This is a genomic window from Vagococcus fessus (assembly GCF_003987565.1).
Classification (GTDB): Bacteria; Bacillota; Bacilli; order Lactobacillales; family Vagococcaceae; genus Vagococcus_D; species Vagococcus_D fessus.
Genome location: NZ_NGJY01000001.1, coordinates 873,521 through 899,127, shown reverse-complemented (window position 1 = coordinate 899,127; position 25,607 = coordinate 873,521). Strand labels below are relative to the sequence as shown.

General features: G+C 34.0%; 28 protein-coding genes, 2 tRNA genes and 1 rRNA gene. 28 read left to right on the top strand and 3 right to left on the bottom strand.

All coding sequences use genetic code 11. The annotated features are described in order from the left end of the window. Nucleotides 1-4: 4 nt before the first annotated feature. Nucleotides 5-120: ribosomal RNA gene (gene rrf, locus CBF31_RS04405) — 5S ribosomal RNA — on the top strand. 49 nt (nt 121-169) lie between these two features. After that, a tRNA-Asn gene (locus CBF31_RS04400) sits at nt 170-243 on the top strand. 90 nt (nt 244-333) lie between these two features. Here CBF31_RS04400 and CBF31_RS04395 read toward each other — a convergent pair. After that, nucleotides 334-406, bottom strand: a tRNA-Thr gene (locus CBF31_RS04395). A gap of 137 nt (nt 407-543) precedes the next feature. Between CBF31_RS04395 and CBF31_RS04390 the strand changes: the two genes are divergently transcribed. The 8 genes from CBF31_RS04390 (at nt 544) to CBF31_RS04355 (ending at nt 7,882) form a co-directional block, all read left to right on the top strand. Further along, nucleotides 544-1,878 carry a C1 family peptidase gene (locus CBF31_RS04390; protein WP_245977910.1) on the top strand — a complete coding sequence of 445 codons (1,335 nt, stop codon included), beginning with the start codon at nt 544-546 and terminating at the stop codon, nt 1,876-1,878. A gap of 127 nt (nt 1,879-2,005) precedes the next feature. Beyond that, nucleotides 2,006-3,616: an endolytic transglycosylase MltG gene (mltG, locus tag CBF31_RS04385; protein WP_126831147.1), complete on the top strand. Its 1,611-nt coding sequence runs from the start codon at nt 2,006-2,008 to the stop codon at nt 3,614-3,616. 146 nt (nt 3,617-3,762) lie between these two features. Next, nucleotides 3,763-4,236, top strand: a complete 474-nt coding sequence (gene greA, locus CBF31_RS04380) for a transcription elongation factor GreA (RefSeq protein ID WP_126831146.1) — start codon at nt 3,763-3,765, stop codon at nt 4,234-4,236. A 145-nt stretch (nt 4,237-4,381) separates the two neighbouring features. Beyond that, nucleotides 4,382-5,116, top strand: coding sequence for a cell wall-active antibiotics response protein LiaF (gene liaF / locus CBF31_RS04375; protein WP_126831145.1), 735 nt, complete (start codon nt 4,382-4,384; stop codon nt 5,114-5,116). Beyond that, nucleotides 5,113-6,195 (top strand): sensor histidine kinase, encoded by a 1,083-nt coding sequence (locus CBF31_RS04370; RefSeq protein ID WP_126831144.1) that lies wholly within the window; start codon nt 5,113-5,115, stop codon nt 6,193-6,195. The genes liaF and CBF31_RS04370 overlap by 4 nt, the downstream gene beginning before the upstream one ends. Beyond that, entirely contained in the window at nt 6,188-6,820 is a 633-nt protein-coding gene (locus CBF31_RS04365; RefSeq protein ID WP_126831143.1) for a response regulator, read from the top strand. Before CBF31_RS04370 ends, CBF31_RS04365 begins: the two co-directional genes overlap by 8 nt. A 21-nt stretch (nt 6,821-6,841) precedes the next feature. After that, nucleotides 6,842-7,501, top strand: coding sequence for a potassium channel family protein (locus CBF31_RS04360; protein ID WP_126831142.1), 660 nt, complete (start codon nt 6,842-6,844; stop codon nt 7,499-7,501). Nucleotides 7,502-7,585: 84 nt separating this feature from the next. Next, complete coding sequence (locus CBF31_RS04355) at nt 7,586-7,882, top strand: HesB/YadR/YfhF family protein (protein WP_126831141.1); 297 nt, start codon at nt 7,586-7,588, stop codon at nt 7,880-7,882. Between the two features lie 30 nt (nt 7,883-7,912). On the opposite strand, the gene CBF31_RS04350 is transcribed toward CBF31_RS04355, so the two are convergent. Next, nucleotides 7,913-8,713 (bottom strand): DUF1189 family protein, encoded by an 801-nt coding sequence (locus tag CBF31_RS04350; RefSeq protein WP_126831140.1) that lies wholly within the window; start codon nt 8,711-8,713, stop codon nt 7,913-7,915. Between the two features lie 179 nt (nt 8,714-8,892). Between CBF31_RS04350 and CBF31_RS04345 the strand changes: the two genes are divergently transcribed. From CBF31_RS04345 to CBF31_RS04305, 9 genes are all read left to right on the top strand, one after another. Beyond that, on the top strand, nt 8,893-9,501 hold the full coding sequence (locus tag CBF31_RS04345) for a superoxide dismutase (RefSeq protein ID WP_126831139.1): 609 nt from the start codon (nt 8,893-8,895) through the stop codon (nt 9,499-9,501). 141 nt (nt 9,502-9,642) lie between these two features. Continuing rightward, the gene (locus CBF31_RS04340; protein ID WP_126831138.1) at nt 9,643-9,936 is read left to right on the top strand and encodes an Fpa/YlaN family protein; all 294 of its coding nucleotides are present in this window, start codon (nt 9,643-9,645) and stop codon (nt 9,934-9,936) included. A gap of 14 nt (nt 9,937-9,950) precedes the next feature. Then, nucleotides 9,951-11,174: an FtsW/RodA/SpoVE family cell cycle protein gene (locus tag CBF31_RS04335; RefSeq protein ID WP_126831137.1), complete on the top strand. Its 1,224-nt coding sequence runs from the start codon at nt 9,951-9,953 to the stop codon at nt 11,172-11,174. A gap of 18 nt (nt 11,175-11,192) precedes the next feature. Continuing rightward, on the top strand, nt 11,193-12,371 hold the full coding sequence (locus tag CBF31_RS04330) for a CAP-associated domain-containing protein (protein ID WP_170167871.1): 1,179 nt from the start codon (nt 11,193-11,195) through the stop codon (nt 12,369-12,371). Between the two features lies 1 nt (nt 12,372). Continuing rightward, the gene (locus tag CBF31_RS04325; RefSeq protein WP_126831135.1) at nt 12,373-12,801 is read left to right on the top strand and encodes a YlbF/YmcA family competence regulator; all 429 of its coding nucleotides are present in this window, start codon (nt 12,373-12,375) and stop codon (nt 12,799-12,801) included. Then, entirely contained in the window at nt 12,791-13,135 is a 345-nt protein-coding gene (locus tag CBF31_RS04320) for a YlbG family protein (RefSeq protein ID WP_126831183.1), read from the top strand. Before CBF31_RS04325 ends, CBF31_RS04320 begins: the two co-directional genes overlap by 11 nt. A gap of 102 nt (nt 13,136-13,237) precedes the next feature. Further along, a complete protein-coding gene (rsmD, locus tag CBF31_RS04315; protein WP_126831134.1) occupies nt 13,238-13,804 on the top strand; it encodes a 16S rRNA (guanine(966)-N(2))-methyltransferase RsmD in 567 nt (188 codons plus the stop codon). After that, entirely contained in the window at nt 13,797-14,282 is a 486-nt protein-coding gene (gene coaD / locus CBF31_RS04310; protein ID WP_126831133.1) for a pantetheine-phosphate adenylyltransferase, read from the top strand. The genes rsmD and coaD overlap by 8 nt, the downstream gene beginning before the upstream one ends. Nucleotides 14,283-14,295: 13 nt before the next feature. Beyond that, nucleotides 14,296-15,351, top strand: coding sequence for a SepM family pheromone-processing serine protease (locus CBF31_RS04305; RefSeq protein WP_126831132.1), 1,056 nt, complete (start codon nt 14,296-14,298; stop codon nt 15,349-15,351). Between the two features lie 22 nt (nt 15,352-15,373). Here CBF31_RS04305 and CBF31_RS04300 read toward each other — a convergent pair whose 3' ends face one another. Beyond that, nucleotides 15,374-15,997: a TetR/AcrR family transcriptional regulator gene (locus CBF31_RS04300; RefSeq protein ID WP_126831131.1), complete on the bottom strand. Its 624-nt coding sequence runs from the start codon at nt 15,995-15,997 to the stop codon at nt 15,374-15,376. Nucleotides 15,998-16,155: 158 nt separating this feature from the next. Here CBF31_RS04300 and CBF31_RS04295 point away from each other — a divergent pair, with 158 nt between their 5' ends. From CBF31_RS04295 to CBF31_RS04255, 9 genes are all read left to right on the top strand, one after another. Continuing rightward, the gene (locus CBF31_RS04295) at nt 16,156-16,818 is read left to right on the top strand and encodes a CoA transferase subunit A (RefSeq protein WP_126831130.1); all 663 of its coding nucleotides are present in this window, start codon (nt 16,156-16,158) and stop codon (nt 16,816-16,818) included. Then, complete coding sequence (locus CBF31_RS04290; protein WP_126831129.1) at nt 16,808-17,461, top strand: 3-oxoacid CoA-transferase subunit B; 654 nt, start codon at nt 16,808-16,810, stop codon at nt 17,459-17,461. Before CBF31_RS04295 ends, CBF31_RS04290 begins: the two co-directional genes overlap by 11 nt. Before the next feature lie 38 nt (nt 17,462-17,499). Further along, complete coding sequence (locus CBF31_RS04285) at nt 17,500-18,666, top strand: thiolase family protein (protein WP_126831128.1); 1,167 nt, start codon at nt 17,500-17,502, stop codon at nt 18,664-18,666. Between the two features lie 27 nt (nt 18,667-18,693). After that, the gene (locus tag CBF31_RS04280) at nt 18,694-19,179 is read left to right on the top strand and encodes an acyl-CoA thioesterase (protein WP_126831127.1); all 486 of its coding nucleotides are present in this window, start codon (nt 18,694-18,696) and stop codon (nt 19,177-19,179) included. Nucleotides 19,180-19,209: 30 nt separating this feature from the next. Continuing rightward, nucleotides 19,210-20,115, top strand: coding sequence for a 3-hydroxyacyl-CoA dehydrogenase NAD-binding domain-containing protein (locus CBF31_RS04275; RefSeq protein ID WP_170167870.1), 906 nt, complete (start codon nt 19,210-19,212; stop codon nt 20,113-20,115). Between the two features lie 22 nt (nt 20,116-20,137). Then, the gene (locus CBF31_RS04270) at nt 20,138-21,139 is read left to right on the top strand and encodes a ketopantoate reductase family protein (RefSeq protein ID WP_126831125.1); all 1,002 of its coding nucleotides are present in this window, start codon (nt 20,138-20,140) and stop codon (nt 21,137-21,139) included. 210 nt (nt 21,140-21,349) lie between these two features. Beyond that, nucleotides 21,350-22,216 (top strand): class II fructose-bisphosphate aldolase, encoded by an 867-nt coding sequence (locus CBF31_RS04265; RefSeq protein ID WP_126831124.1) that lies wholly within the window; start codon nt 21,350-21,352, stop codon nt 22,214-22,216. Nucleotides 22,217-22,382: 166 nt separating this feature from the next. Continuing rightward, nucleotides 22,383-22,853 (top strand): RrF2 family transcriptional regulator, encoded by a 471-nt coding sequence (locus tag CBF31_RS04260; protein WP_126831123.1) that lies wholly within the window; start codon nt 22,383-22,385, stop codon nt 22,851-22,853. A gap of 20 nt (nt 22,854-22,873) precedes the next feature. After that, a complete protein-coding gene (locus CBF31_RS04255; protein WP_126831122.1) occupies nt 22,874-25,591 on the top strand; it encodes a YhgE/Pip domain-containing protein in 2,718 nt (905 codons plus the stop codon). Nucleotides 25,592-25,607: the final 16 nt, after the last annotated feature.

Sequence of the window (25,607 nt, the reverse complement as noted above, 5' to 3'; positions counted from 1 at the left end):
AAAGTGTGGTGGCGATGGCAAGAAGGATACACCTGTTCCCATGCCGAACACAGAAGTTAAGCTTCTTAGCGCCGATGGTAGTTGGGGGTTTCCCCCTGTGAGAGTAGGACGTTGCCACGCTTAGATAATTATTTACCCATAAACTCGAATGAGTTTATTTTTATATTATTCCGGCATAGCTCAGTTGGTAGTAGCGCATGACTGTTAATCATGATGTCGTAGGTTCGAGTCCTACTGCCGGAGCTTAAAGATACTGTTATACAGTGTCTTTTTTTTTATCTAAAAATAAACATCTAAAAATAAAAAAGGAAGAGAGTAGACTCTTCCTTTTTAAGCCACTTGCCGGATTTGAACCGGCGACCCCTACCTTACCATGGTAGTGCTCTACCTGCTGAGCTAAGGTGGCGTATGCAATTACTTTTAATATATAGGCGGATTTGGAATTTGTCAAGGTAAAGGAAGTGTTATTAGTGGAGTCTGATAAATAAAAGGGGTAAAATGAATTTGTACTATTATTATTGATCAATGAAAGGGAGTTTTAATGTGAGTAAAGAGATTGGATTTGATAAGATTGAAGAGTTTGCTTCAGATTTTGGAAAATGTAAAAAACGTCTAAATAGTCAACGGGCAGTTATAAAAAATGGTATTTTAGAATCATCAGAAAATCATTATTCAAAAGTGTTAAATACCCCTGTGTTTTCGATTGATTTAGAAACGGGAAATGTATCAAACCAAAAACAAAGTGGTCGTTGTTGGATGTTTGCAGCATTAAATACTTTCCGTCATGATATTGCAATGAAATTTAAAATGAAGGATTTTGAATTATCTCAAAATTATACATTCTTTTGGGATAAATTTGAAAAAGCCAATTATTTTTATGAAAATATTTTAGCTACAGCTAATGAAGAGTTAACAAGTCGTAAAGTTTCATTTCTTCTTCAAACCCCACAACAAGATGGTGGTCAATGGGATATGCTAGTTGCACTTATTCAAAAATATGGAATAGTTCCAAAAACAGTTATGCCAGAAACTCATAGTAGTTCAGCTTCTAGAGAGTTAAATACGTATTTAAATAAAAAAATGAGAAAAGATGCAATCACTTTAAGAAAATTAGTATCTGAAGAAGCAACTGAAGAAATCATTCAAGAAGAAAAAGAAAAAATGTTAGCAGGCATTTATTCTATCTTAGCTACATCGTTAGGAACACCACCTATAGAATTTGATTATGAGTATCGAGATTCAGATAACGAGTATCATATGGAAAGAAACTTAACACCTCAATCTTTTTATGAAAAATTCATTGGAGAAGATTTAAACGAGTATATTAGCGTCATCAATGCACCTACAGATGACAAACCGTATAATCAAATGTATACAGTAGAAATGCTCGGTAATGTTGTTGGTGGAAAAGAAGTACGTCATTTAAATGTTGATATGCCAACTTTCAAGGAGCTAGCTATCGCTCAATTAAAAGCTGGTGAGTCCGTTTGGTATGGATGTGATGTAGGTCAATCTTCAACGCGTGATACTGGAATCATGGCAACTGATATTTATGATGTTGACAGTACGCTGAGTGTTGATTTCTCAATGACAAAAGCAGAACGATTAGATTATGGTGAAAGTTTAATGACACATGCAATGGTGTTAACAGGTGTAAATATTGTAGATAATCAACCTACTAAGTGGAAAGTTGAAAATAGTTGGGGAGATAAAGTTGGAACAAAAGGCTATTTTGTAATGAGCGACAGTTGGATGGATGAATATACTTATCAAATTGTCGTCAGAAAAGAATTTTTATCTGATCAATTAAAAAAAGTTGTTCAAGATGATCAAGTTACTCTATTAGATCCATGGGATCCTATGGGAGCTTTAGCATAAAAAAAGTAAGATTACTTTATAATTTAAAGTAATCTTACTTTTTTTTTAAAAGATTTTAATTTAGAGTGTAATCGTGTATAATAGTCTAAGTTATGGAACATAAGTTTTAGATTAAGGAGGTTGCATTTTGGATAAAAAAGAAAGTTTAAACCAAAATGAAAAAGCTGATGAAATCAAAGAGCCTAGTATACGTGATCAAGTATTAGGTGCGATGTCACAACATAGATACGACCAGCCAACTGTTTCAGAAGAAGTTAAAGATGAAGATATTGAAATAGATGAAAATGAGTTAGAAGTAGATAAAACTGAAGAAAATACATTAGTTCTATCTGATTTGATCGAAGAAGCTGTAGAGAATACTGAGGCATTTGATACAAAGCTTGAGGCTGAAACGACATCGCCTGTAACTGTAGCGGTGGAAGAGTCTGATAATAATACAGAAAAACCTGAAGTAGTGTGTATCGATGAGAAAGTGTCAATCCCATTTTCTGAACACATAGAACCTAATGAGTATGTCATTCCGCCATCAAGTAATTTTAAGAATGTTGATGAGGTTCTAGGAGAATATGAAAATCAGGATTTCTCTAAAGATAGTTCTGAGATTGGTCAGGATGATTTGGTTTTAGAAAGTCAAAAGAGAAAAGAAGCAAGAGAGAAGGAATCGTCACTGGTTAAGAAAATTGTATTTATGGTTATTTCAGCCTTGGTCGTCATTTTAATGGTATTTGGCTTAGTCTTCTATCGTTATTGGCAAGCAGGTCTTAAACCCTTAGATAAGGACAATAAAGAACTTGTTCAGGTTGAGATACCTATTGGAACAAGTAATAAAGGAATAGGCTCTATACTAGAGAAGAAAAAAGTAATTAAGAGTGGTTTAGTTTTTAATTATTTTGTAAAAACAAATAATTTAACAGATTTTAAGGGTGGCTATTATCAAATGTCACCGGATATGGAATTGACTGAAATTGCAGAATTGTTAAAACAAGGTGGTTCGGATGAAGCTGAGAATTTAGCAGATGCAAGAATTACAGTTCCAGAGGGTGATTCGTTGTACCAAATTGCTGAGAAATTCGAAGAAAAAACTAAAATTCCTAAAGAGGACTTCATAAAAGTAGCAAAAGACGAAAAATTATTTGAAAAACTTTATAAGAAATATCCTGATTTATTAGAGAGTGTCAAAAAATCAAAGGATGTTCGATATCGTTTAGAGGGCTATTTATTCCCTGCGACATATAATTATTATCAAGAGAATGGTATTGAAGATCTAATCACGCAAATGGTTGGTAAAACAGCTTCTGTTATGGCTACTAAGAAGGCAAAACAAGAGGAAAGTCATTTATCAACACAAGAGTTACTGACTCTTGCTTCATTAGTTGAAAAAGAAGGGGTAGTAGAATCTGATAGACGTAAGATTGCTAAAGTATTCTTAAATCGTATAGAAGAGGGGATGCCTCTACAATCTGATATTTCTATTATTTATGCGATGGATGTCCATAAGGTTCATTTATCTAATAAGGATACACAAGTTGATTCACCGTATAATTTATATGTAAATAAAGGTTTTGGACCTGGTCCGTTTAACAACCCTAGTGAGCAAGCAATAGATGCTGTGCTTAATCCAGATGACAATAAAGATCTATATTTCTTAGCAGATATAACAACACATAAAGTTTATTTTGCTGAAACATATGAAGAGCATTTGAAGTTAAAAGAAGAGTATATTGATAAGAAAAAGTAAAATAGATCTAATTATATAAAATAGGCTATTTACAATTATAATAAGACATGGTAACCTTTGTGGTGTAAAAATTATGGAAGCTTTTCCAATTCTATTGGGAAAGCTCTTCATATTATATTAATTGTGTCTTTTAAAGGAGCAGAAACATGGTAGAAAAAGTATACCCAATGACAATTGAGGGAAAAGCTAAATTAGAACAAGAATTAGAAGAATTAAAGACGATTAAACGTAAAGAAATCGTTGAACGTATTAAAATTGCACGTAGTTTTGGTGATTTGTCAGAGAATTCAGAATACGAATCAGCTAAAGATGAGCAAGCTTTTACAGAAGGACGTATCACAACTTTAGAAAATATGATTCGTTTTGCACAAATTATTGATAACAATAATGCTGATACAGATGAGGTAACTATTGGTAGAACTGTTACCTTCATGGAACTTCCAGATGGCGATGAAGAGGAATACACTATCGTAGGAAGTGCGGAAGCTGATCCTTTATCAGGAAAGATTTCTAATGACTCACCAATCGCTAAAGCTTTAATTGGTAATCGTCTAAATGATGAGGTAACCATTAGTACACCTGGTGGCGATATGAATGTTAAAATTGTAAAAGTATCTTAAAAAAATCTAGGCTTAAAAGCCTAGATTTTTTTTGTCTCATACTAAAGACTTAGAGGGAGTTAGTCCTATTGGGACTGTCATTTATAAGGTGAACAAGATATAATAAAATGGATTAAACTTTTTGAGAAAGAGGAGTGCTGGTATCGTGAAAAATTCATGGAAACTCTTTATAATTGTCGAGTTATTATTGTTCGTATTAGCAGGCTATCAGTTATTTAAAAATCCAGCTGCTTTGGTATTTTTAGTAATTGCAGTAATGAATTTACTATATGCATTGAAAAAAGAAGAACGGAATTCTTTTAATCAGTTTCAATTAATCGTGAGTATTGTAGTTATTGTGTTATGTTTATTGATAAGTAGCCCTATTATTTGGTTGATGCTAACACTTGCGATTATTTTTATAGGATTAAAAGGCGTAGAAGTATCTGGGGTATCATTTTTTCAAAATGCATTGTGGCATAAAAAACAAATGGTTATTGTTGAGACTAAAGAGAGTGAATCAAAAAATAGTCGTCGTTTTAAAAGGCCGTGGTTGGGGAATCAGCGTATAGGTAATAATGTATATGAGTGGGATGATATCAATTATACAAGTTTTGCTGGAGATACGATTATTGATCTAGGAAATACCCTACTTCCAAAACAAGACAATGTCATTATGATACGTAAAGGTTTTGGGCGAACAAGGGTGTTAGTACCTGTAGGTGTAGGAATTGTTATAGAACATTCTACATTATTAGGCAATGCGCTTGTAGAGGAACAGTTCTATAGATTACGCAATGAGTCATTGAAAGTATACAGTGATGATTATGATGAGAGTCAACGACGTTTAAAAATTGTAACGAGTACTCTTATGGGAGATGTGGAGGTCATTCGTCTATGATATCTAAAATTACTCGTCCCTTTTTATTTATTTACACATTCGTATTTACAACAATTATTTTATGTTTAACTTTATACGCAGCTTATTATGCTCATAGTAAGCATAATTGGTTAAGTGAAATCATTCATGCTAAGATATTTCACATTCCTCTACTTATCTATATTTTATTTATTGCCTTAATGGTAAGTTTTATAGTAGTTTTAACGGTCTATTTTGTTAGACGAGCCCAATATGGTAGAATTGAGGAAAAAGTAAGGTTATTAGCTGGTGGAAACTATGATAATAACTTGTTATTTAAAGGAATAAGAGGTGCGGAAACAGACCCTTATATTAATGATATCGATAAAGATTTAACTAAAATACATGACAAGATGAAAAGAATGTCAGGTGAGCTTCAGCAGGTTGCTGCACGCCCTGAATTAGTAGATGGCAGTACTCGTGAACAGATTGTAGAGGAAGAGCGTCACCGCTTAGCTAGAGAGCTACATGACTCCGTTAGCCAACAGCTGTTTGCTGCAAGTATGATGTTGTCTGCTCTGCAAGAAGAATCTAAGAAGAAAAGTCCTGCAGGGGATGTTGTTTTAAAACAATTGGATATGATTGGTTCAATTATTAATACATCTCAGTCTGAAATGAGGGCATTGTTGCTTCATTTAAGACCTATTAACTTAGAAGGTAAGTCTCTTAAAAAAGGGATTGAGCAGTTATTACAAGAATTGAAAACTAAAGTTAAAATTGAGATTAGTTGGGAAATTGAATCAATAGAACTTCCAAGTGCTATTGAAGATCATTTGTTTAGAATTATTCAAGAATTATTATCAAATACATTAAGACATGCCAAGGCAGAATCATTAGAGGTCTACTTAAAAAAAATAGACCAAACAGTTTTATTACGATTAGTAGATGACGGTGTAGGATTCGATACTAGTGAAATTAGAGCAGGAAGCTACGGTTTAAGCAATATTAAAGAGCGTGTTTCAGGTATGGGGGGCACGTGTAAAATTATTAGTTTTAAAGGGAATGGTACAAGTATTGAGATTCGTGTTCCTATATTGAAGGAGAGTGTTGTTAATGATTAAAGTATTATTGGTTGATGATCATGAAATGGTTCGTTTAGGTGTATCTTCATATTTATCAATTCAAGACGATATAGAAGTGGTTGGTGAAGCTGAAAATGGAAAAATAGGCTATGAAAAGGCTTTGGATTTAAGACCAGATATTATTTTGATGGATTTGGTTATGGATGTTATGGATGGAATTGAATCGACACAAGCTATACTTTCTGAGTGGCCAGAGGCTCGTATAATTATTGTCACAAGTTTTATTGATGATGAAAAAGTTTATCCAGCGATTGAAGCAGGGGCTGCTGGTTATTTATTAAAAACATCGACTGCTAGTGAAATAGCTGATGCTATTCGCGCTACCTATAGAGGTGAAACTGTATTAGAGCCTGAAGTGACAGGTAAAATGATGGAACGCTTAACAAAGAAAAATGAACCAGTTCTCCATGAAGATTTGACAAATCGAGAGCATGAGATATTATTACTTATTGCAGAAGGTAAGAGTAATCAAGAAATCGCAGATGATTTATTTATCACATTGAAGACAGTGAAGACACATGTATCTAATATACTATCTAAGCTAGATGTGGAAGATCGTACGCAAGCGGCTATTTATTCATTTAAACATGGGATTGTTAAATAAAGAAAAGAATGGAGTTTTAACATGAAGCAAAATTTTGCAATTATTGGTTTAGGACGTTTTGGCGGAAGTTTATGTGAGACATTGATTGAATCGGGACAAGAAGTTTTAGCTATTGATAAAGATGAGGACCGTATTAATGAGTATATGAATATTGCTACCCATGCTGTTGTTGCTAATGCACAAGATGAAATGACACTTCGTTCATTGGGATTAAGAAATTTTGAACATGTTATTGTTGCGATTGGTGAGGATATTCAAGCGAGTATTTTGGTAACTTTGATGGCAAAAGAGATGGGTGTTGCTAAAGTGACTGCAAAGGCACAAAATTCTTATCATGCTAAAGTTTTATACAAGATTGGTGCAGATAATGTTGTCCATCCAGAGCGAGATATGGGCGTGAAGGTTGCGCATAATTTGGTTTCCAAAAATATTCTTGATTATTTAGAGTTATCTGATGAGTATTCATTGGCAGAAATTAAGGTAACTAATCCTAAGTTTACAAATAAGAATTTACTTCAATTGAATTTCCGTCAGCGTTTCGGTTTAAATATTGTAGGAATACGTCGTAATAAGCAACTGATTATTTCACCACTAGCAGAAGAACTTGTGGAAAAAGGAGATTGTTTGTTAGTTATTGGTGCAGATGAAGATGTGGAACGCTTAGATGATAAAATGTCTTAGCCTTTTTATCCCAAGCAAAATTGAGTTATTAATTTTAAATTTGTGCTAGAATAAGCTTATCAATTGTAGAAAGTAGGAGTTAGGATGCAATTAACTATTTCAGATAAAGCACAAAAATGGTACATCGAAGAATTAGAACTAACACAAGGTGATGGTGTAAGATTTTTTGGTAAGTACGGAGGTTCTACAAATGTGCATGATGGTTTCACTACAGGCATGCAGGTCATAAAGCCTAGTGAGGATGTTTTAGCTAAGGTTGAGCACCAAGGCATCACTTTTTTTACAGAAAAATTAGATGAATGGTTTTTCAATGGATTTGATTTATCCGTAGAATTTGATGAAGCGTTGCAAGAACCATGTTACATTTATAAAGAGCAATAAAAAAGAACAGCTAAAGTTAGCTGTTCTTTTTTATTGCTGTCCTAATGTAGGTCGTATGACACGTAAGAAAATAAAGTAGGTTAAAACCATGACAAAGACCATCGGATTGATAGCTTGTGAGAATAGAGAGAACAAGCTCGCTATAACAACAGGTAGTGTTGCTGAAAATGTCATTAGTTTGAAACTTTCAGATAGACGTAAAGGACTTTTAGAGAGTTTAACCCAAATATTAGCTAAGAGACTAAGTGTGAACAGCATGAATAATAAATCAACTGTAACAGGAACAATTGCTACTATCCAAGCTAACACAATAAATAGAATAGTCTTTTTAGAGGGTTGAGCTTGTTGCTCGAACCATTCTTTGTTTAAAAATGATGTATCAAAAGAACTGTAAGGTACTGAGATTAAATTTGAAGGCATGAATGTTGAGATCATACTTTCGTCGTTCACAGTCATCAAAAGGTGATCGTCTAGCATACCAAAACCCAGAATATTTCCAATAAGATCACTTTGGATTTCTTTATCAGAGAGTTTGTTATCAGGGTCGAAAGAAAACATAAAACGATCAGTTTGATAAATAAAACCACTATCAGTTTTATCAGGTGTTAGTTTATTCGCTTTGATTTTAAATTCGGGCATTTTTTCAACGATATGCTGAAGGTCTTCTTGTGATTGAGTGACTAATTTAGTAACCTGCACACCGATTGGAATAGCTAGTAGAGTTCCTAAGAAAAGTATATAAAGAAACACTTTTGGAAAAGATTTACCAAGACCAAATAATAAACGTTGTGGATTAGTAAATGCTGTTTTAAATAATTGGAAAAGACTCATGAAAATCTCCTTTAAAATCCCTTTTATATAAGAGGGTTGATTAAAATATTGTAAGCTTTTTTTGCAAACATTACAAGTTTTTCAAGTTAGGGGCTAAAAGCATTTTTTTTGCTTGAGAGAGTGAATTAATGGTAAAATGAACATGTATTATAACAAGACAACCTTGGAGGGATTTATTTATGACTTACACATTACCAGAATTACCATATGCTCACGATGCATTAGAACCACATATTGACGTTGAAACAATGCATTTACACCACGACAAACACCACAATACTTATGTAACTAACTTAAATGCAGCGATTGAAAAATATCCAGAATTAGGTGAAAAATCAATTGATGAATTAGTTGCAGATTTAGCTAACGTACCAGCTGATATTCGTGGTGCGGTTCAAAATAATGGTGGTGGACACGCTAACCACAGTTTCTTCTGGGAAATCATGGCTCCGAATGCTGGTGGAGAACCAACAGGCGCTATCAAAGAAGCTATCGATGCTACTTTTGGAAGTTTTGAAGACTTCAAAACACAATTTGCAGCTGCAGCAACTGGCCGTTTCGGTTCAGGTTGGGCATGGTTAGTTGTAAATAATGGTAAATTAGAAGTAATGTCAACAGCTAATCAAGATTCGCCACTTACAGAAGGTAAAACACCTGTACTTGGTTTAGATGTATGGGAGCATGCTTACTACAAAAAATTCAGCAATGTTCGTCCTGACTACATCAAAGCATTCTGGAATGTTGTTAACTGGGATGAAGTTAACAAACGTTTTGCAGCTGCTAAATAAAATGATTAGAACCTTGAGTGTAAACTCAAGGTTTTTTTATTTTATTATTAGATTCTTATTCTTAATGAAAATATAGACTATTCACTTCAAAAAAATAAGAAAAATATGATATAATGTATAAATTAGATAGGAGGGGATAACGTGTCAACAGATATCTCAAAAGATGTAGCGCTAGCTGTTCTAAAAGAAGAGGGTCAAAAAATTAAAAAGTTGATAAGTAATCAGCAACATCACCTTTGTATCTCACAGTGTAAAGCGTTTGAAGAAGTCGTCGATACTCAAATGTATGGATTTTCCAAACAAGTCGATTATGCCGTTAGGTTAGGCATTATTACCTCACCAGAGGGCCATAGATTATTAGCAGAATTAGAACAAGAACTAAATGTCCTCTATACTGACGTTTATGAAAAAAAACAAGAAGTTGATGGAAAGTAGGAGGCAGAAATAGTTTGAAAAAAAAAGTAAAAAAAACAATCTTCTTAGATTACAGTATATTGATACCGTATCTTGTATTGTCTGTAGTTGGAATCATAATGTCTTACAGTGCAAGCTCGTATCGTTTGATGAATCAAGAAATCCCAGCACCGCCATGGCAAGACTCAGTTAAACAAACCGCTTTTTTTCTGGCAGGACTAGTTGTTATTACTATTATTTATAAAATAAAAACTGAGGTGCTACAAAATAAGCACTTTATTATGTTTGGTATTAGCTCAATCACTATTATGCTGCTACTAACACGTTTTACGCCATTGGGTCAAGAAATTAATGGTGCGAGAGGTTGGTTGAAACTTGGACCTTTAACGATTCAGCCTACAGAATTTTTAAAAATTGTAGTCGTTTGGTATTTAGCCTATATATTTTCTAAAAGAGAAGATACAATCGCTTATGATTTTAAAGGAAGTGCAATGAAGCCTTTAGCACTTGTTGGTGTATTGATTGGTTTGGTTTTGATTCAGCCAGATACCGGTGGTGCTGCTATTTTAGTTTTAATTACAGCAATTTTAGTATTTGCAAGTGGGATTAGCTACATATACTCACTAGCTGTAGGAGTAATTGGTGTAGTTGGAAGTTTGTTTGTTGTTCAGTTGCTATCATGGATTCCTAAAAGTTGGTACCCCACAAGTTTTGTTCACGTTTATGGTCGATTTCAAAGTTTTAAAGACCCATTTGTAGATGCATATGGTGATGGCCATCAGATGGTTAATTCCTATTATGCGATATATCGGGGCGGATGGTTTGGCCAGGGACTAGGTAATAGTGTTCAAAAGAAAGGTTTTTTACCAGAAGCGCATTCAGATTTTATGTTCTCGATTATTATTGAAGAGCTCGGATTGATTGTTGCAATTATTCTTTTATTGTTACTATTATTTTTAACACTTAGAATAATTTTAGTTGGTGTCAAAGCAACGACCTCTTTTAATTCATTGATGTGTATAGGAATAGGTGGGATGTTACTCATTCAAACCTTTGTCAATGTTGGAGGAATTACAGGAATAATTCCACTAACAGGGGTTACATTCCCTTTCTTAAGTCAAGGGGGCTCTAGTTTACTGACTTTATCAATTGCGATAGGTTTTGCATTAAATATTAGAGCTGATGAAAGAAGAAAATTAGAATTTCGTAAAGAACAACATCCTAATGGAAATGTTGTGAATTTTAGTCGCACAGTTTAAATGAAAGAGGTGAAACTGATGAAACGCATATTCCAATTTATACTAGTTTTTTGTTTATTATTAATTGGGGCGTATGCGAAACCGGTTGTTTCACCTCAACATTCAAAGCAAAAAGTAATTAAAAACCATAAAAAAGAATCATCAAAAAATAAACAAGTCGCCTTTAAGCCCTCGAAAGTAGGGGCATTAAAAGCGGCTAGTTTTTCAAAATTTATTAATAAATCAGCAGAAAGTTTTACAAAAGAATATGGAGAGCCTCTAGAAATACAAGATAATTATTTGGGAAGTCAGTGGTGGATTTTTGGAGAAGATGAGCATGATTATCTTCAAGTAGAGGTTAAAGATAATAAAATTAGATCTATATTTGTTTTAGGTGATAAGGTTGATGTGACTCCTTTGAAGATAGGGATGACTCTTAAAGATGTTGCAGCCTTAACAACAATCTATTCTGATTTTACGAGTACATATAAAGATAAAAGTTATACTTTTGAATTAACCGAGCAAGACATGAATTACCGACCGTTACTTGCATTTGATAATGATAGCTTTGCGATGCTTCATTTTAGTCAGTCTACTGGAAAATTATTAGGTATTCGCTATTTAAACAGTGAATTACTACTTAGATTAATGCCTTATCAATTGATTGAACCCGAAAGCTATTCACTGAGTTGGCCAGTAAAAGAAGAAACTAAAGAAATTAGCGAAGCTGGTAACCGTCAATTAGAAATGCTGATTAGGATTATGAGAAAAAGAGATAAGTTACCTGCCTATAGTTTTTCACCAATCAAACGTGCGGAAGCAGAGCGGTTAATTTTAGCATTTGAGAAAGAGCCTCAAATTTATTTTGAATCTATGGAAAGTTTTAATGAGTGGCAGGATTTAACACCAGAGAATAGTGAAGTGAGTTATCGAACATTATATAAGTTAAATAAGGAGTCATATCAACAGCTTGTTAAAGAACCAGAAGAAAATAGTCATGGTTTTTTACTAAAACCAAGTCAAGATATACCTTATATCTTAATGAGTATTTATGGTAATATTTCTAGTCAAAAACATTTTCTGATGAAAGAGGATAATGAAATAGGCTTAGCAGTGACTAAAAACCATATCTTAATCCTACTTACGAATAAAAAGAACCAAGAGGATAGTTTGTCAACTGAAAGTACTGAAGTTATTACAAGTGAGGTGGATAAATAGTATGATATATACTGAGGAAGTCTTTGAACTAGAAGATGAGATAGATAAATTATGTGATACTTTAATCCAGTCAGAATTAGTTAAAGGATTTTGGGAAGCAAAGTTTCAATTAAAAAATAATAATGAAACGAGAATTAAAGAAAAAGAGTTTGTGTTTGCTAAAGAATCGTTTGAGAAAATAGAAGCTTACGGAAGCTATGCACCAGATTATAAAGAAAAACGACGTGCACTAAGAGAGAAGAAGCGTCAATTAGATTTAGATGAAACAGTCGCTTCTTTTAAAGTTAAAGAGCGTGAGTTACAAGATGTATTGGATACTACCGTTTTTGACTTAGCGAAGAGTATTTCACCAAATATAAAAATAGAAGCCGGCAATCCATTTTTTGAATTTGCCCAGAAAGGATGCAGTGGAAATTGTCATGTTGGATAATCAAGAAAATAATGAAGTAATTGAATTTGAACTGACACCTAGAAGATCTTTGATTGTTTGGGTTTATAATTTAAGGCAATTAAAAACACTTAAAAAATATGGACCAATTGCCTATGTTTCTCGAAAAATGAAGTATGTAATTATTTATATGGATGAGTCAGCAATTGAACAAGCTAGAGGTGCCCTTGAGAAACTTCATTTTGTAAAAGGCGTTGATTTTTCTTATAGACCAGATGTTTCAATGGATTTTGGAGAGCGTGTGGGAACATCTGAAGCGCTTAATCAAGAGAGTGAAAATGATGACAGTATTGAGATAACGAGTATTAATTCTTAAGTAAAAGGAAGCATTACTGTAAATTCCTCCAATTGTTTAGTCGACATATAGATGTCTGACTGTGCAGTTGGTTTTTTTAAATAAAAATGAATGAGGTGTATGATGAGAATTATTTCAGGTGAATATGGTGGGCGTAAATTAAAAGCTTTACCAGGAGATAATACTAGACCAACGACAGATAAAGTAAAAGAATCTATGTTTAATATGATTGGGCCTTATTTTGATGGTGGTAAGGTTTTGGATTTATTTTCGGGTAGTGGTGGTTTAGCAATTGAAGCAGTATCAAGAGGGTGCGATAGTGCGGTTTGTATTGATAAAAACTATCAAGCAATTAACGTGATTAAAGATAATATTGCGATTACAAAAGAACCCCAAAAGTTTAAGATAATGAAAGGAGATAGCTCTAAATTAATTGATAGTCTAGCTGCTTCAGGAGAAGTATTTGATTATTTATTTTTAGACCCACCCTACGCTTTACAGAAAATAGTAGAACAGATTGAAAAAATAACAGAACTCGGTTTACTTTCAGAAGATGCTTTAATTATTTGCGAAACAGATAAGTCTGTCCGATTACCTGATGAAACATCACAATTTACACTTCGTAGAAGACAAGTCTATGGTATGAGTGAAGTTGTTATCTACAAACGTAAGGAGGGTGAAAATGACTAAAATAGCTCTATTTCCAGGAAGTTTTGATCCATTTACGAATGGTCATTTGAATACTGTCGAACGTGCAGCAGAATTATTTGATAAAGTGATTATTGCAGTGGTAACAAATACTACAAAAATAGGCTTATTTACAAGTGATGAAAAAATTGAATTAATTAATCTTTCTATTTCACATTTAGATAATGTAGAAGTCATCGCTCAATCTGAGGGACTTACAGTTGATATTGCAGAAGAATTAGGAGCAAAATTTTTAGTTCGTGGTATTCGTAATATGACCGATTATGAGTATGAAAAAAACATAGCTTCGATGAATAAACAATTAAAACCAAATGTAGAGACAGTATTTTTGATGGCAGATGATCGATTAAGTAATGTGAGCTCTAGTATTATTAAAGAGATTGCTAAGTTTAAAGGTGATATCACAGCATTTGTTCCTAAAGAAGTAGAAAAAGCAATCGCTAAAAAGTTTTTTGGATAAGGGAGTACACTGAATGATAATAAAAGAATCAAAGCATAAAAAAGATTTAATAAAATATGGGACTGTTATTTTAACTTCAATTCTTATTATAGCAGCAATCGTAGTCCCACTACCTTATTATGTTGAAGTACCTGGATCAGCAGAAAATGTTGCAGATGTTATTACGGTAGATAAAAAACATGATAAGTCAGAAGGCTCATTTATGTTGACGACAGTTGGTATTAGACGTGGGACTTTGGCTACTCTTTTAACAGCCAAGATATTGCCTTTTCAAGAAATTATACCCAAGCAAGACCTGATGGGGGATAGCGATGATAAAGAATATGAACGTTTATCCGATTTAGAAATGAGTAATAGTGAAAATATGGCAAAAAAAGTTGCTCTTGATTTAGCTGATGAACCTTATAAATTAGATTATAAAGGTGTCTATGTGATGTCAATCCTAGAAGATTCAGATTTTAAAGATAAGTTAGAGCCGGGAGATATTATTTATCAAGTAGATGACCTGACCTTTAAGCATGCTGATGAGTTCATGAATTATATAGCAGCTAAAAAGAAAGGTGACAATCTGACGATTCGATTTGAACGAGATAGCAAGAAGCAAAAAGTAGAAGGTAAAATGATTGAATTATCCGATCAGAAAAAAGCGGGTATAGGTATTACATTAATAGACCATACTGAAATTAATTCTGAGCGAGATATTGCAATATCTGTTTCAGATATCGGTGGCCCCTCAGCAGGGTTAATGTTCACTCTTCAACTTTACGAATTACTTGCTAAAGAAGACTTGAAAAAAGGGCGAGAAATTGCAGGAACAGGTACAATTAAGCCAGATGGTTCTGTAGGCAGAATTGGTGGTATAGATAAGAAAGTTGTTGCGGCTGATAAGATGGGGGCAACGATTTTCTTTGCTCCAAACGAGCCGTTAGATAAAGATGTGAAAAAAGCCAATCCCAAACTGAAAAATAACTACGAAGAAGCAGTAGAAGCTGCTAAAAAGATTAAGACGTCAATGAAAATTGTTCCAGTCTTAACAGCAGAGGATGCAATTAAGTATCTTAAAAAATAATAAAAAAAGAATTCGATAAATTTTATCGAGTTCTTTTTTTATTTAAATTATATTTGATAGCTTCTTGATACTGCTCATCAGAATAGAAAAATCCTGGTCGCCATAGAGAGGTTAGATAGTGCCCCATCTTATTAGCAGAAGGCTGACAGTTATTATCTAACCAAGTTTTGAATGTTGAAACATAACTTGATGCTAAAAGATTTTCATTGAACGTATCGAATGGGTCGTCTTTAATAGAAATATTCCAATACTGAAGAGTTTCTTTTCTAGTTTTTGCTATAGCTGTCATAAATCTAAAAGTAAAATTTGTTTCAGATGTTGGAGAAAGTAAGACGCTTAAGATATCACGATGTTCTTCAATGTAATTAAAATAAGTATCATAAGCAGGATAATGGGAATCTTCAATACAATTGAAAAAATAATCGGCGCTTTTATTTCGAAGGTCTTTCATAATGTGAGTGAAGTTATTAATAAGTTCGACTTCAATTTCATCGAGTAATTCAAATTTATCTGAGTAGTAGGTGTAAAAACAGGAGCGACTAACATCTGCCTTTTTAGTAAGTGAATGAACAGATATTTTATGGATACTTTCTTCTTTTAGTAAGTCAATAAATGCCCGCTTAATATATTTTTTTTGTTTTCCCATTGCGCCACCTTCTTTCGAAAATTTGGACAGTATACAATATAGTGTCTAAAAATGAACAGTTGATTAAACAGTGTTGTTAAAATTGTAAGCCTTTTCATATATATTAAATATATACTAATTAGTAAAAGAAATCAAAGAGATTTGAAAGGGGTTTGACCATGAGTAAATTGATGCGCAGCATAGACGCTGTTCAAATAGTAAAAGATGGCGATACTGTAGCTATTGGTGGGTTTGGACCATTAGGCTATCCAGGTCAATTAGTTAAAGCACTATACCTTAGAAATGAAGCAAAAGACTTACATATTGCTTTAAATGCACCTAACGGAATGTTTTTACCAACTTTAGATAAATTAATAGATAAACGTGGACGTCACTTAACGACAACCTTTGTAAGAACAAGTTCTGCAGCTACTCGATTCTTTGAAGAGGGACGTCTGTCTTTAACGCCTCAAGGAACTTTTGCTGAAAGATTGAGAGCAGCAGGAGCAGGCATACCAGCCTTTTATACACCTGTTGGGGTGGGAACGATGGTAGCTGAAGGAAAAGAAATTAAAGAGATACATGGTAAAGAGTATTTAATGGAAGAAGCTTTGGTTGCGGATGTGGGCTTTATTCAAGCGACAAAGGTTGATTATGATGGCAATTGTTATATTGAAGGATCACAAAAGAATTTTACAACGTTAGTTCCTGCAGCTTCTAAATATACCATTGTTGAAGCGGAACAAATTGTTCCTGTAGGTGAGATTTCACCAGAGCTAGTTTCTGTATCTGGAATATATATTGATGCGATTGTGAAAGTGGGTGCCCGTAATGAACAGTAGAACTTTTATAGCTAAACGTGTAGCTGATGAATTAGTAGATGGACAAATTGTTAATTTAGGAATAGGGATTCCGACAATGGTACCAAAATTTGTTGGAGAAGATAAAACTATTATATTTCAAAGTGAAAATGGCATTATTAATATCGGACCAACACCGCCGTTAGGACAAGATAATCCTAATATTTATGATGCAGGTGGTGCACCAGCAACGGTTAAACCTGGTGGCCAATTTGTAGACAGTGCGACAGCTTTTGGTTTAATCAGAAGCGGAAAAGTTGATGTAACAGTTCTAGGAGCAGTTCAAGTCGACGAGGCTGGAAACTTAGCTAACTGGAATATACCGAACAAAATGCTAGTTGGATTTGGTGGTGCAATGGATTTAGTGACCTGTGCTAAAAATGTTATTGTCGCAATGGAGCATACAGCTAAAGGAACAATTAAAATTATGAAAGAATGTTCCTTCCCACTTACAGGGTCTAAATGTGTAACAAAAATTATTACAGAATTAGCCGTATTTAGTGTTATACCAGAAGGTCTTGTTTTAGAAGAGATTACATCAAAAACAAGTTTAGATGAAGTAAGAGAAAAAACGGAGGCAGACTATCAAGTGTCTCCAGATTTAAAAATCAATCAAATTGACTAAATTATAGAATATGAATGAACTATTAGGAGGAAATTATAATGAATGAATGCCAAGAAGTAGTAATCGTAGGATATGGAAGATCAGCAGTAGCCCGTTCTCTAAAAGGAGCGTTAGCAAATGAACATCCAGTAGATTTTGCCGCAGAAGTTTTACAAGGTGTGCTAAATAAAGTTCCTACATTAGATAAAGAATTGATTGATGATATTATTGTAGGCTGTGCGATTCCTGAAGATGTACAAGGATTAAATGTAGCACGCGTTATTGCAAGTCGTGCGGATATTCCAGATAGCGTTCCAGCTCAAACAGTCAACCGTTTTTGTTCATCAGGATTACAAACGATTGCAACAGGTGCTAATGCGATTATGGCCAATCAAGCGGATATTATCGTAGCAGGTGGGGTTGAAACGATGAGTGGTGTTCCAATGTCATTTGATATGTCGGCGATTAATGCGACATTAATGAAAGAAAAACCACAAGTGTATGTTCCAATGGGTATGACAGCTGAGTATGTTGCAGATAAATACGGGGTAACACGTGAGCAAATGGATGAATTTGCAATTGATAGCCATAAAAAAGCAGCTGCAGCACAAGAAGCAAATGTTTTTGATAGAGAAATTATTCCAGTAATATATGGTGACATCGAAGGGAATCCATTAACATTTAAAGAAGATGAGGGTGTTCGCGGCAACCAAACAATGGAAGAATTGGCTCAATTGGGTCCAGCATTTAAAGAAGATAACGGAAAAGTGACAGCTGGTAATTCTTCACCATTAAGTGATGGGGCTGCTTTTGTTGTGATGATGTCAGCTAAAAAAGCAGAAGAGCTAGGTTTAAAACCAATTGCTAAATTCAAAGGATTTGCAGTTGCAGGGCTAGATCCATTATTCATGGGGATGGGACCAGTTTACGCTATTCCAAAAGTATTAGAGAGAACAGGTTTATCATTAGATGATATGGATGCAATTGAATTGAATGAAGCATTTGCAGCACAAGCAATCGCATGTATTAATGAATTAAACTTACCTAAAGAAAAAGTAAATCCTCGTGGTGGTGCGATGGCATTAGGTCATCCACTAGGTGCGACAGGCTCAATTCTAACATGTAAATTATTATCTTATTTAGAAGATACAAATGGAAAATACGGTATGGTGTCAATGTGTATTGGTGGCGGAATGGGTGCTGCGGGTATCTTTGAGAAATGCTAAGAACTATATAGATAGGAGCAAGTTGATATGGAGCAAATGAAAGTTATTCAAACACGATTGGTCCTCCCAGCAGATACTAATGCTCATAATACATTATTTGGTGGAAAATTAATGAATTATATTGATGATAGTTCTGCCATTGCAGCTGTTCGTTACGCTCGTCGCCTTTGTGTGACAGCATCAACGGACTCTGTAGATTTTTTACACCCAATAAACGCAAATCATAGTGTAACACTAGAAGCATTTGTTTCAGGAAGTGGCAAGAGGTCTTTGGAAGTCTTTTGTAAAATAACAGGAGAATCACTGGCTACAGGGAAGACTTATCTAGCTGCTACGGCATTTAGTACCTTTGTAATCGTTGATGATAATCCTGAACCGTTAGAAAAATTTGAGCCTACTAATTCAGAAGAGCGACTTGTACATGATGGATATGAGGAAAGAAGAAAATTTAGAGAAGCAAGAAGAACGCATCATAAAGCATTTGTAACATCACTCTTAGAACAAGATAAATAGAAAAAATTGGAAATGAAGGTGGGTATAAAAATGACAATAAATAAAGTTGGTGTAATTGGATTAGGTGTAATTGGCTTATCATGGAGTGCTTTAATGCTTGCTAAGGGGGTAGAAGTGCATGTCTATGATATCCGAGAAGACCACGAAGAAGGAACTAAGCAAAGTATTAGTCAGATGCTTAAATCTTTAGGTGTTTCTTTTTCAAAAGTCTCAGATCAATTGGTTATTGAAAAATCAGTTGAAGATATGGCAGCTCATGTTGAGTTTATTCAAGAAAATGGTCCGGAAAATTTAGCATTTAAGAAAGACTTATATGCCACAATTGAAAAATATGGAACCAATAGTTTAATAATCGCTTCGTCTTCTTCAGGCATACCTGCGGGACAGATGAATGCAGATATGAGTCATCCGGAACGCCTTATTATAGGTCACCCTTTTAATCCACCTCATATGATTCCTTTAGTTGAAGTATCACCAAGTGCCCAAACGAGTCAACTTGTGATTGATCAAACACTTGCTTTTTATGAGCAATTAGGAAAAAGTCCTGTTGTTATTAAGAAAGAAATACCAGGCTTTGTAGCGAATAGATTACAAACTGCTATTTTCCAAGAGTGTATAGCTTTAGTAAGAGATGATGTTGTTGATGTGAAAGAGTTAGATACTATTATTGAAAAGTCATTAGGGATTCGTTGGGCATCTGGTGGACCATTTTTATCTTTCCATTTGGGTGGAGGTCCTCAAGGCTTTGAAGGCTTTCTGAAACATTTAGGACCAGCTTTAAATCAAGGGTTTAAAGATATTAGTCAAGTAGAATTAACTGAAGAGTTACAAGAAAAATTAATTGAGCAAGTTAAAATAGAATATGGTATGGATTTAGTAGAATTAGCAGAACACCGAGACATCGTGCAGGGAAAAATTATTGACGCCTGTGATTAAAAGATGAAAGGGGACTATTAAAATGAGATTAGCTTTGATGGGTGCAGGTTCTTTAGGTACAATTTTAGGCGCCTTTATTTCAGAAAAGAAAGAGATTGAGTTAATTGATGTTAATAAGGAACATGTAAAAGCACTAAATGATAGTGGCGCAAGAATTGTGGGAACTATTGAAAAAACAGTACCAGTAAAAGCCATAACACCTGAAGAGATGGAAGGGATGTATGACCTTGTTATCTTATTAGTGAAGCAAACTTATAACGCTTCGGCATTTGAATCTTTAAGAAATCACATTCATGATAAAACAATTATAGCAACCTTGCAGAATGGATTTCCTGAACCTAGTCTTATTGATGTTTTTGGAGAGGGTAGAGTCATTGGCGCTACTGTAAGTTGGGGAGCAACATGGCAAGGTCCAGGTGTATCCGAATTAACTTCTGACCCAGAAAAATTAGCATTTGATGTGGGCCGTTTAGACGGCAAGGTAACAGAGCAAGTAGAGCAAGTCAAAGAGGTTTTAGAATGTATGTGTCCGGCACATATTGCAGGTAATTTGGGTGGAACACGTTGGGCTAAACTATTAAGTAATGCAGTATTCAGTGGTCTATCAGCATGCTTTGGCTGTACGTTTGGAGAAATATTATCAGATGAAAAATTAGAAAAATTAGCTCACTATGTTATGAAAGAAACGATTGATGTAGGAACAAAATGGGGTGTAACCTCATTTGAAGTTGATGGTGTTGATTTAAAACCTTACTTATATTTTGAAACAGAAGAAGAAAGAGTGGAGAAAGCTCCTAGTTATCAAGCATTCTGGGGTCCACATAAATTATTAAAAGCGAGTATGTTACAAGATATTGAAAAAGGTCGAAAAACAGAGATTAATGAAATCAATGGCTTAGTGGTTCATTTTGGTAAAAAATTAGGAATTGAAACACCGTTAAATGAAATGATTGTTTCGATAGTGAGTAGAATTGAAAGAAAAGAACTGGAACCAAGCTTAACTAATTTATCATCATTTAAATAGAGTGCAACTTCTTTTCTAGATTCTAAGTAGGAAAGAAGTTGTATTTTTATTTATATCTGTTGGTTAACAGAGGTTAATGTGAAAAGTTTTTCAAAATAACAGATAATTTTCTGAATATAGGTAGAAATGTACTCTTATTTCTGATAAAATAAAAGCGTCAGTTAAGTATGACTTAACAAAAAATGTGTTCCAAAATAGGAGGAATTATCAATGGCATTAGTATCAGCAGCAGAAATGTTAACAAAAGCACGTGAAGGTAAATACGCAGTAGGAGCTTTCAACACAAACAACTTAGAATGGACAAAAGCTATTCTTAAAGGCGCTCAAGAATCAAATGCTCCAGTTATGATCCAAACATCAATGGGAGCTGCAAAATATATGGGTGGATACCAAATGTGCGTACATATGGTTGAAGACTTAATCGAATCAATGAATATCACTGTACCAGTTGCATTACACTTAGATCACGGTGAATATGAAGATGCATTAAAATGTATCGAAATTGGTTACACTTCAGTAATGTATGATGGTTCTCATCACCCATTCGAAAAAAATATTGAAGAAGCTAAAGACGTAGTTGCTAAAGCTCACGCTAAAGGCGTTTCAGTTGAGTGTGAAGTAGGAAGCATTGGCGGAGAAGAAGACGGAATCATCGGTTCTGGCGAATTAGCTGATCCAGCTGAATGTAAAGCAATGTCAGATACAGGTATCGACTTCTTAGCAGCAGGTATCGGTAACATCCACGGTTCATACCCAGAAAACTGGACTGGATTAAGCTTTGAAACATTAGCTGAAATCGCAGCAGTTACTGATGGTAAACCATTAGTATTACACGGTGGATCAGGAATCCCAGTTGAGCAAGTACAAAAAGCTATCTCATTAGGTGTTTCAAAAATCAACGTTAACACTGAGTGTCAAGAAGTATTTGCAGCAGCAACTCGTAAATACATCGAAGAAGGAAAAGATCTTGAAGGAAAAGGTTTTGACCCTCGTAAATTATTAGCTCCAGGTACTGAAGCAGTTGTTGAATTAGTTAAACAACGTATTGAATGGTTCGGTTCAAAAGGTAAAGCTTAATTTAAATTTTAAGTTAAGGCACTAATCGTTGAGATTAGTGCTTTTTTTGTTTTTTTTAAAGGAAATATCTTGCATAAGAGATAATTAAAGTCTATAATAGTTTTTATCGTTAGGGACAAATAGAGTCTATAATGGATTAATTAAGTACTGAAAGGTGAGGTATAAAATGAAGTTAACAAATGCAACAGAACAAGCACTTGCTATCTTAGCAATTTTAGCCATTCAAAAAAAAGAAGTACCTGTCTCATCAGAGACTATTTATACAAAATTATCTGTGTCACAGTCTTATGTAAAAAAATTATTACGTAAATTAGTTGTTTCAAAAATAATAGCAGGTGTATCAGGCAATAATGGTGGTTTTTTTCTTGAGAAAGAAACGAAAGATATTTCATTATTAGAGATTGTTGAAGCCATAGAAGGACCTTTTGAGAGTTTTCCAGATGTTGGTATCTTGCAACGTGCGTTCTCCGGATTTGACGAATATGCACAAAATGGAGATAATATAATATCGGCATATTTTAGTGAAGCTGATCGAGCTTGGGAAGATAAGTTGAAACAAATATCAATTCAAGAAGTTTTGGAAAAAGTCTTTGAAAAAGAAGACAATATACCAACGAAAAATTGGAACACGATATAGATAAAGGATGAGGTCTGACGATGAAAAAAAGATTTGGAAATGTATTTAAGTTATATGCACTCGATTGGAAACGAATATATAAAAATAAATTGACCTTTATGTTAATTATGGCATTAATGGTCATTCCGTCGTTGTACGCCTGGTTTAATATTGCAGCACTTTGGGACCCCTATTCAAATACTAAAGATATTTCGATTGCTGTTTATTCTGATGATAAAACTGCAGAAGTAATGGGTAAAGAAATAAATATTGGTGATAAAATTATTGATGGTCTTAAAGACAATGATAAGGTTGGCTGGCGATTTGTTGATTCTAAAAAAGAATTAGACAAAGGTGTTAAAAGTGGGAAGTTTTACGGTGGAGTTTATCTTCCGGAGAATTTTTCTGAAAATCTTGTGAGTTTTGTAAGTGGTGAAATGAAGAAACCTAAAATTGTTTATTCAGTGAACCAAAAAATTAATGCTATTGCGCCTAAAATTGCAGATAAAGGGGCAAGCGGGATACAAGACCAAATCACAACACAATTTATTGGAACAGTAAGTGAGGGTCTAGTCAAAGGATTGAATGAAGTTGGTTTTAACTTAGATAGTAATTTCTTAGCTATCGATAAAATTAGTAATAAGATTTTAGAATTTGATGATAATATGGATAAAATCGATGAATACACACAAGAAGTTATCGATTTAAATAAAAAAATGCCAGAATTAAAAGATAAGTTAGCAAAAGCAAATGAAATGACCGATTATATGCCTGACATTAATAAATTAGGTGATAAAATAATTGAAGTTAATAAAATGATGCCAACGATTAAAGAAAATGGGAAAGTAATTCTTGAAGTACAATCAAAAATTCCTGAAATTCAAAATGCGGGGCGTCAATTAAATGAAATTGATAATGATTTCGGTAAAGTAGAAGAAACGATGACTAAAGGAATTGCAAGTGCCAAAGAAGGAATGGCTGTGATTCAACAAGTTCAGAGTATTTTACCTGAAGTATCAGATTTAGCAAATAGTTCGAATGCACTATTAACAAGTTTAAGTAATAATAGTGAAAAATGGCCTCAAGATTTTGAGAATATTTCAAATACAGTTGTTCAAAGCTTAAATTTAGTTCAAGTGACAGTAGAGACTGCTAGAACAGGTTTAACAGCTTTAGAGCATGTGAAGATTGATGAAACGAATAAAGATCAAATTGCTGATGCATTAAAAAATTCTACAGATACGTTAAAAACTCAAGTTGGTATTTTAGAGCATGTAGCAAATATTTTAAAAGTATTACAAGAAGATTTGTTACATACTAATCAATTTGATGGCCGTATCGCTAAACTACAAGAACTAGGTGAAAAATTAATTAGTGCTGGGGGAACAGTTGAGGCTTTAGAAAAAGGTGTTCGTGATGGAACAATTACAGGTGATGGTTTACAAAAAAGATTGTCAGCTGTTCAAGGTGTACTAGGAGAAATTAGCCAAGGGATTTCAACTTTCTTATCTCGAAATATTGGGGCTGAAATTTCAGAGGCAATCACAAAAGTTATTAAAGTGATTCAAGATGGTAAAACAGTCACAGGAGAAGTCATTGATAAAGATGTTATTGGTGGTGTATCAAAACTGTTATCTAGTACAACAGATACAATTTCAGGAGCAGTCGAGTTACTTGAAAAGTATCAAAATGAATTACCTGCTATGAAGCAAGAATTACATTCAGCTAATGAAATGTTAAATGGTAATATGGATCTGATTATTGATGGAATCAATAAAGCTGTTGAAGTTTATCAAGAAGATTTGCCAGTGGTTGAAGATAAAATGAACTTAGCTTCTAACTTTATTCAAAATGATTTACCAAAAGTAGAAGATGATTTAGTTGAAAAACTTGGATTGGCAAATGAAAAAATGCCACAAGTTGAATCAGCTCTAAATATGGCTCAAGATATGATTGAAAAAGATTGGCCAAACGTTAAAAAGGGGATTCATAAAGCGGCTGAAGTTATTAGAACAGGTCGTAAAGATGTTGATATCACTGAGGTAATGAAACTACTGAAAGCAGATGCTGCTAAAGAGAGTGATTTCTTAGCAAATCCTGTTTTGATTGATCAACATGATGTCTATCCAGTTCCAAATAATGGTTCAGCCAGTGCACCTTTCTATACAGCGCTTTGTTTATGGGTAGGGGCAGTATTGTTTTCTAGTATTGCGACTACAGAATTCCATTTATCTGATGAAGACAAGAAAAAATTCAGCCGTCGTGAGCAGTTTTTAGCACGTATGATGACATTTTTAACTGTTGGATTCTTCCAATCATTAATTGTTGCGCTAGGTAATCTATACTTGTTAGGGACATATGCGGTAAGCCCAGGGTTTAGTATTTTATTCGCATTGTTAGTAGGGTTCGTCTTTATGATAATGGTGTATGTACTTGTTGCACTATTTGGTAACCTAGGAAAAGGCGGAGCAGTTATCATACTCGTTCTTTCTATTTCTGGTGGTGGTGGGAACTATCCGATAGAAATGTCTGGAAAATTTTTCCAATTTATTAATCCGCTATTACCATTTACCCATGCGGTTAATCTATTAAGAGAACCAGTTGGTGGTATTTATTGGCCAAATGCATCAAAAGCACTAACAATCCTAATCGGATTTGGTGTTGCATTCTTTGTATTTGGTGTTATTTTCTTCCCACCAGTTCAAGCGTTCTTTAAAAAATTAAATAACAATCTTAAAGAGGGGCATATCCTTCATTAAATAAAAAAACAGCCGT

Bases quoted from the DNA above. Each gene is read 5' to 3' on its own strand.
- CBF31_RS04255 (WP_126831122.1), top strand. From the start codon at position 22,874: ATGAAAAAAAGATTTGGAAATGTATTTAAGTTATATGCACTCGATTGG.
- CBF31_RS04370 (WP_126831144.1), top strand. From the start codon at position 5,113: ATGATATCTAAAATTACTCGTCCCTTTTTATTTATTTACACATTCGTA.
- CBF31_RS04275 (WP_170167870.1), top strand. From the start codon at position 19,210: ATGACAATAAATAAAGTTGGTGTAATTGGATTAGGTGTAATTGGCTTA.
- CBF31_RS04320 (WP_126831183.1), top strand. From the start codon at position 12,791: ATGTTGGATAATCAAGAAAATAATGAAGTAATTGAATTTGAACTGACA.
- rsmD (WP_126831134.1), top strand. From the start codon at position 13,238: ATGAGAATTATTTCAGGTGAATATGGTGGGCGTAAATTAAAAGCTTTA.
- coaD (WP_126831133.1), top strand. From the start codon at position 13,797: ATGACTAAAATAGCTCTATTTCCAGGAAGTTTTGATCCATTTACGAAT.
- CBF31_RS04260 (WP_126831123.1), top strand. From the start codon at position 22,383: ATGAAGTTAACAAATGCAACAGAACAAGCACTTGCTATCTTAGCAATT.
- CBF31_RS04305 (WP_126831132.1), top strand. From the start codon at position 14,296: ATGATAATAAAAGAATCAAAGCATAAAAAAGATTTAATAAAATATGGG.
- CBF31_RS04300 (WP_126831131.1), bottom strand. From the start codon at position 15,997: ATGGGAAAACAAAAAAAATATATTAAGCGGGCATTTATTGACTTACTA.
- CBF31_RS04295 (WP_126831130.1), top strand. From the start codon at position 16,156: ATGAGTAAATTGATGCGCAGCATAGACGCTGTTCAAATAGTAAAAGAT.
- CBF31_RS04345 (WP_126831139.1), top strand. From the start codon at position 8,893: ATGACTTACACATTACCAGAATTACCATATGCTCACGATGCATTAGAA.
- CBF31_RS04280 (WP_126831127.1), top strand. From the start codon at position 18,694: ATGGAGCAAATGAAAGTTATTCAAACACGATTGGTCCTCCCAGCAGAT.
- CBF31_RS04270 (WP_126831125.1), top strand. From the start codon at position 20,138: ATGAGATTAGCTTTGATGGGTGCAGGTTCTTTAGGTACAATTTTAGGC.
- greA (WP_126831146.1), top strand. From the start codon at position 3,763: ATGGTAGAAAAAGTATACCCAATGACAATTGAGGGAAAAGCTAAATTA.
- CBF31_RS04285 (WP_126831128.1), top strand. From the start codon at position 17,500: ATGAATGAATGCCAAGAAGTAGTAATCGTAGGATATGGAAGATCAGCA.
- CBF31_RS04330 (WP_170167871.1), top strand. From the start codon at position 11,193: ATGAAACGCATATTCCAATTTATACTAGTTTTTTGTTTATTATTAATT.
- CBF31_RS04265 (WP_126831124.1), top strand. From the start codon at position 21,350: ATGGCATTAGTATCAGCAGCAGAAATGTTAACAAAAGCACGTGAAGGT.
- CBF31_RS04365 (WP_126831143.1), top strand. From the start codon at position 6,188: ATGATTAAAGTATTATTGGTTGATGATCATGAAATGGTTCGTTTAGGT.
- CBF31_RS04350 (WP_126831140.1), bottom strand. From the start codon at position 8,713: ATGAGTCTTTTCCAATTATTTAAAACAGCATTTACTAATCCACAACGT.
- CBF31_RS04325 (WP_126831135.1), top strand. From the start codon at position 12,373: ATGATATATACTGAGGAAGTCTTTGAACTAGAAGATGAGATAGATAAA.
- CBF31_RS04290 (WP_126831129.1), top strand. From the start codon at position 16,808: ATGAACAGTAGAACTTTTATAGCTAAACGTGTAGCTGATGAATTAGTA.
- CBF31_RS04360 (WP_126831142.1), top strand. From the start codon at position 6,842: ATGAAGCAAAATTTTGCAATTATTGGTTTAGGACGTTTTGGCGGAAGT.
- CBF31_RS04355 (WP_126831141.1), top strand. From the start codon at position 7,586: ATGCAATTAACTATTTCAGATAAAGCACAAAAATGGTACATCGAAGAA.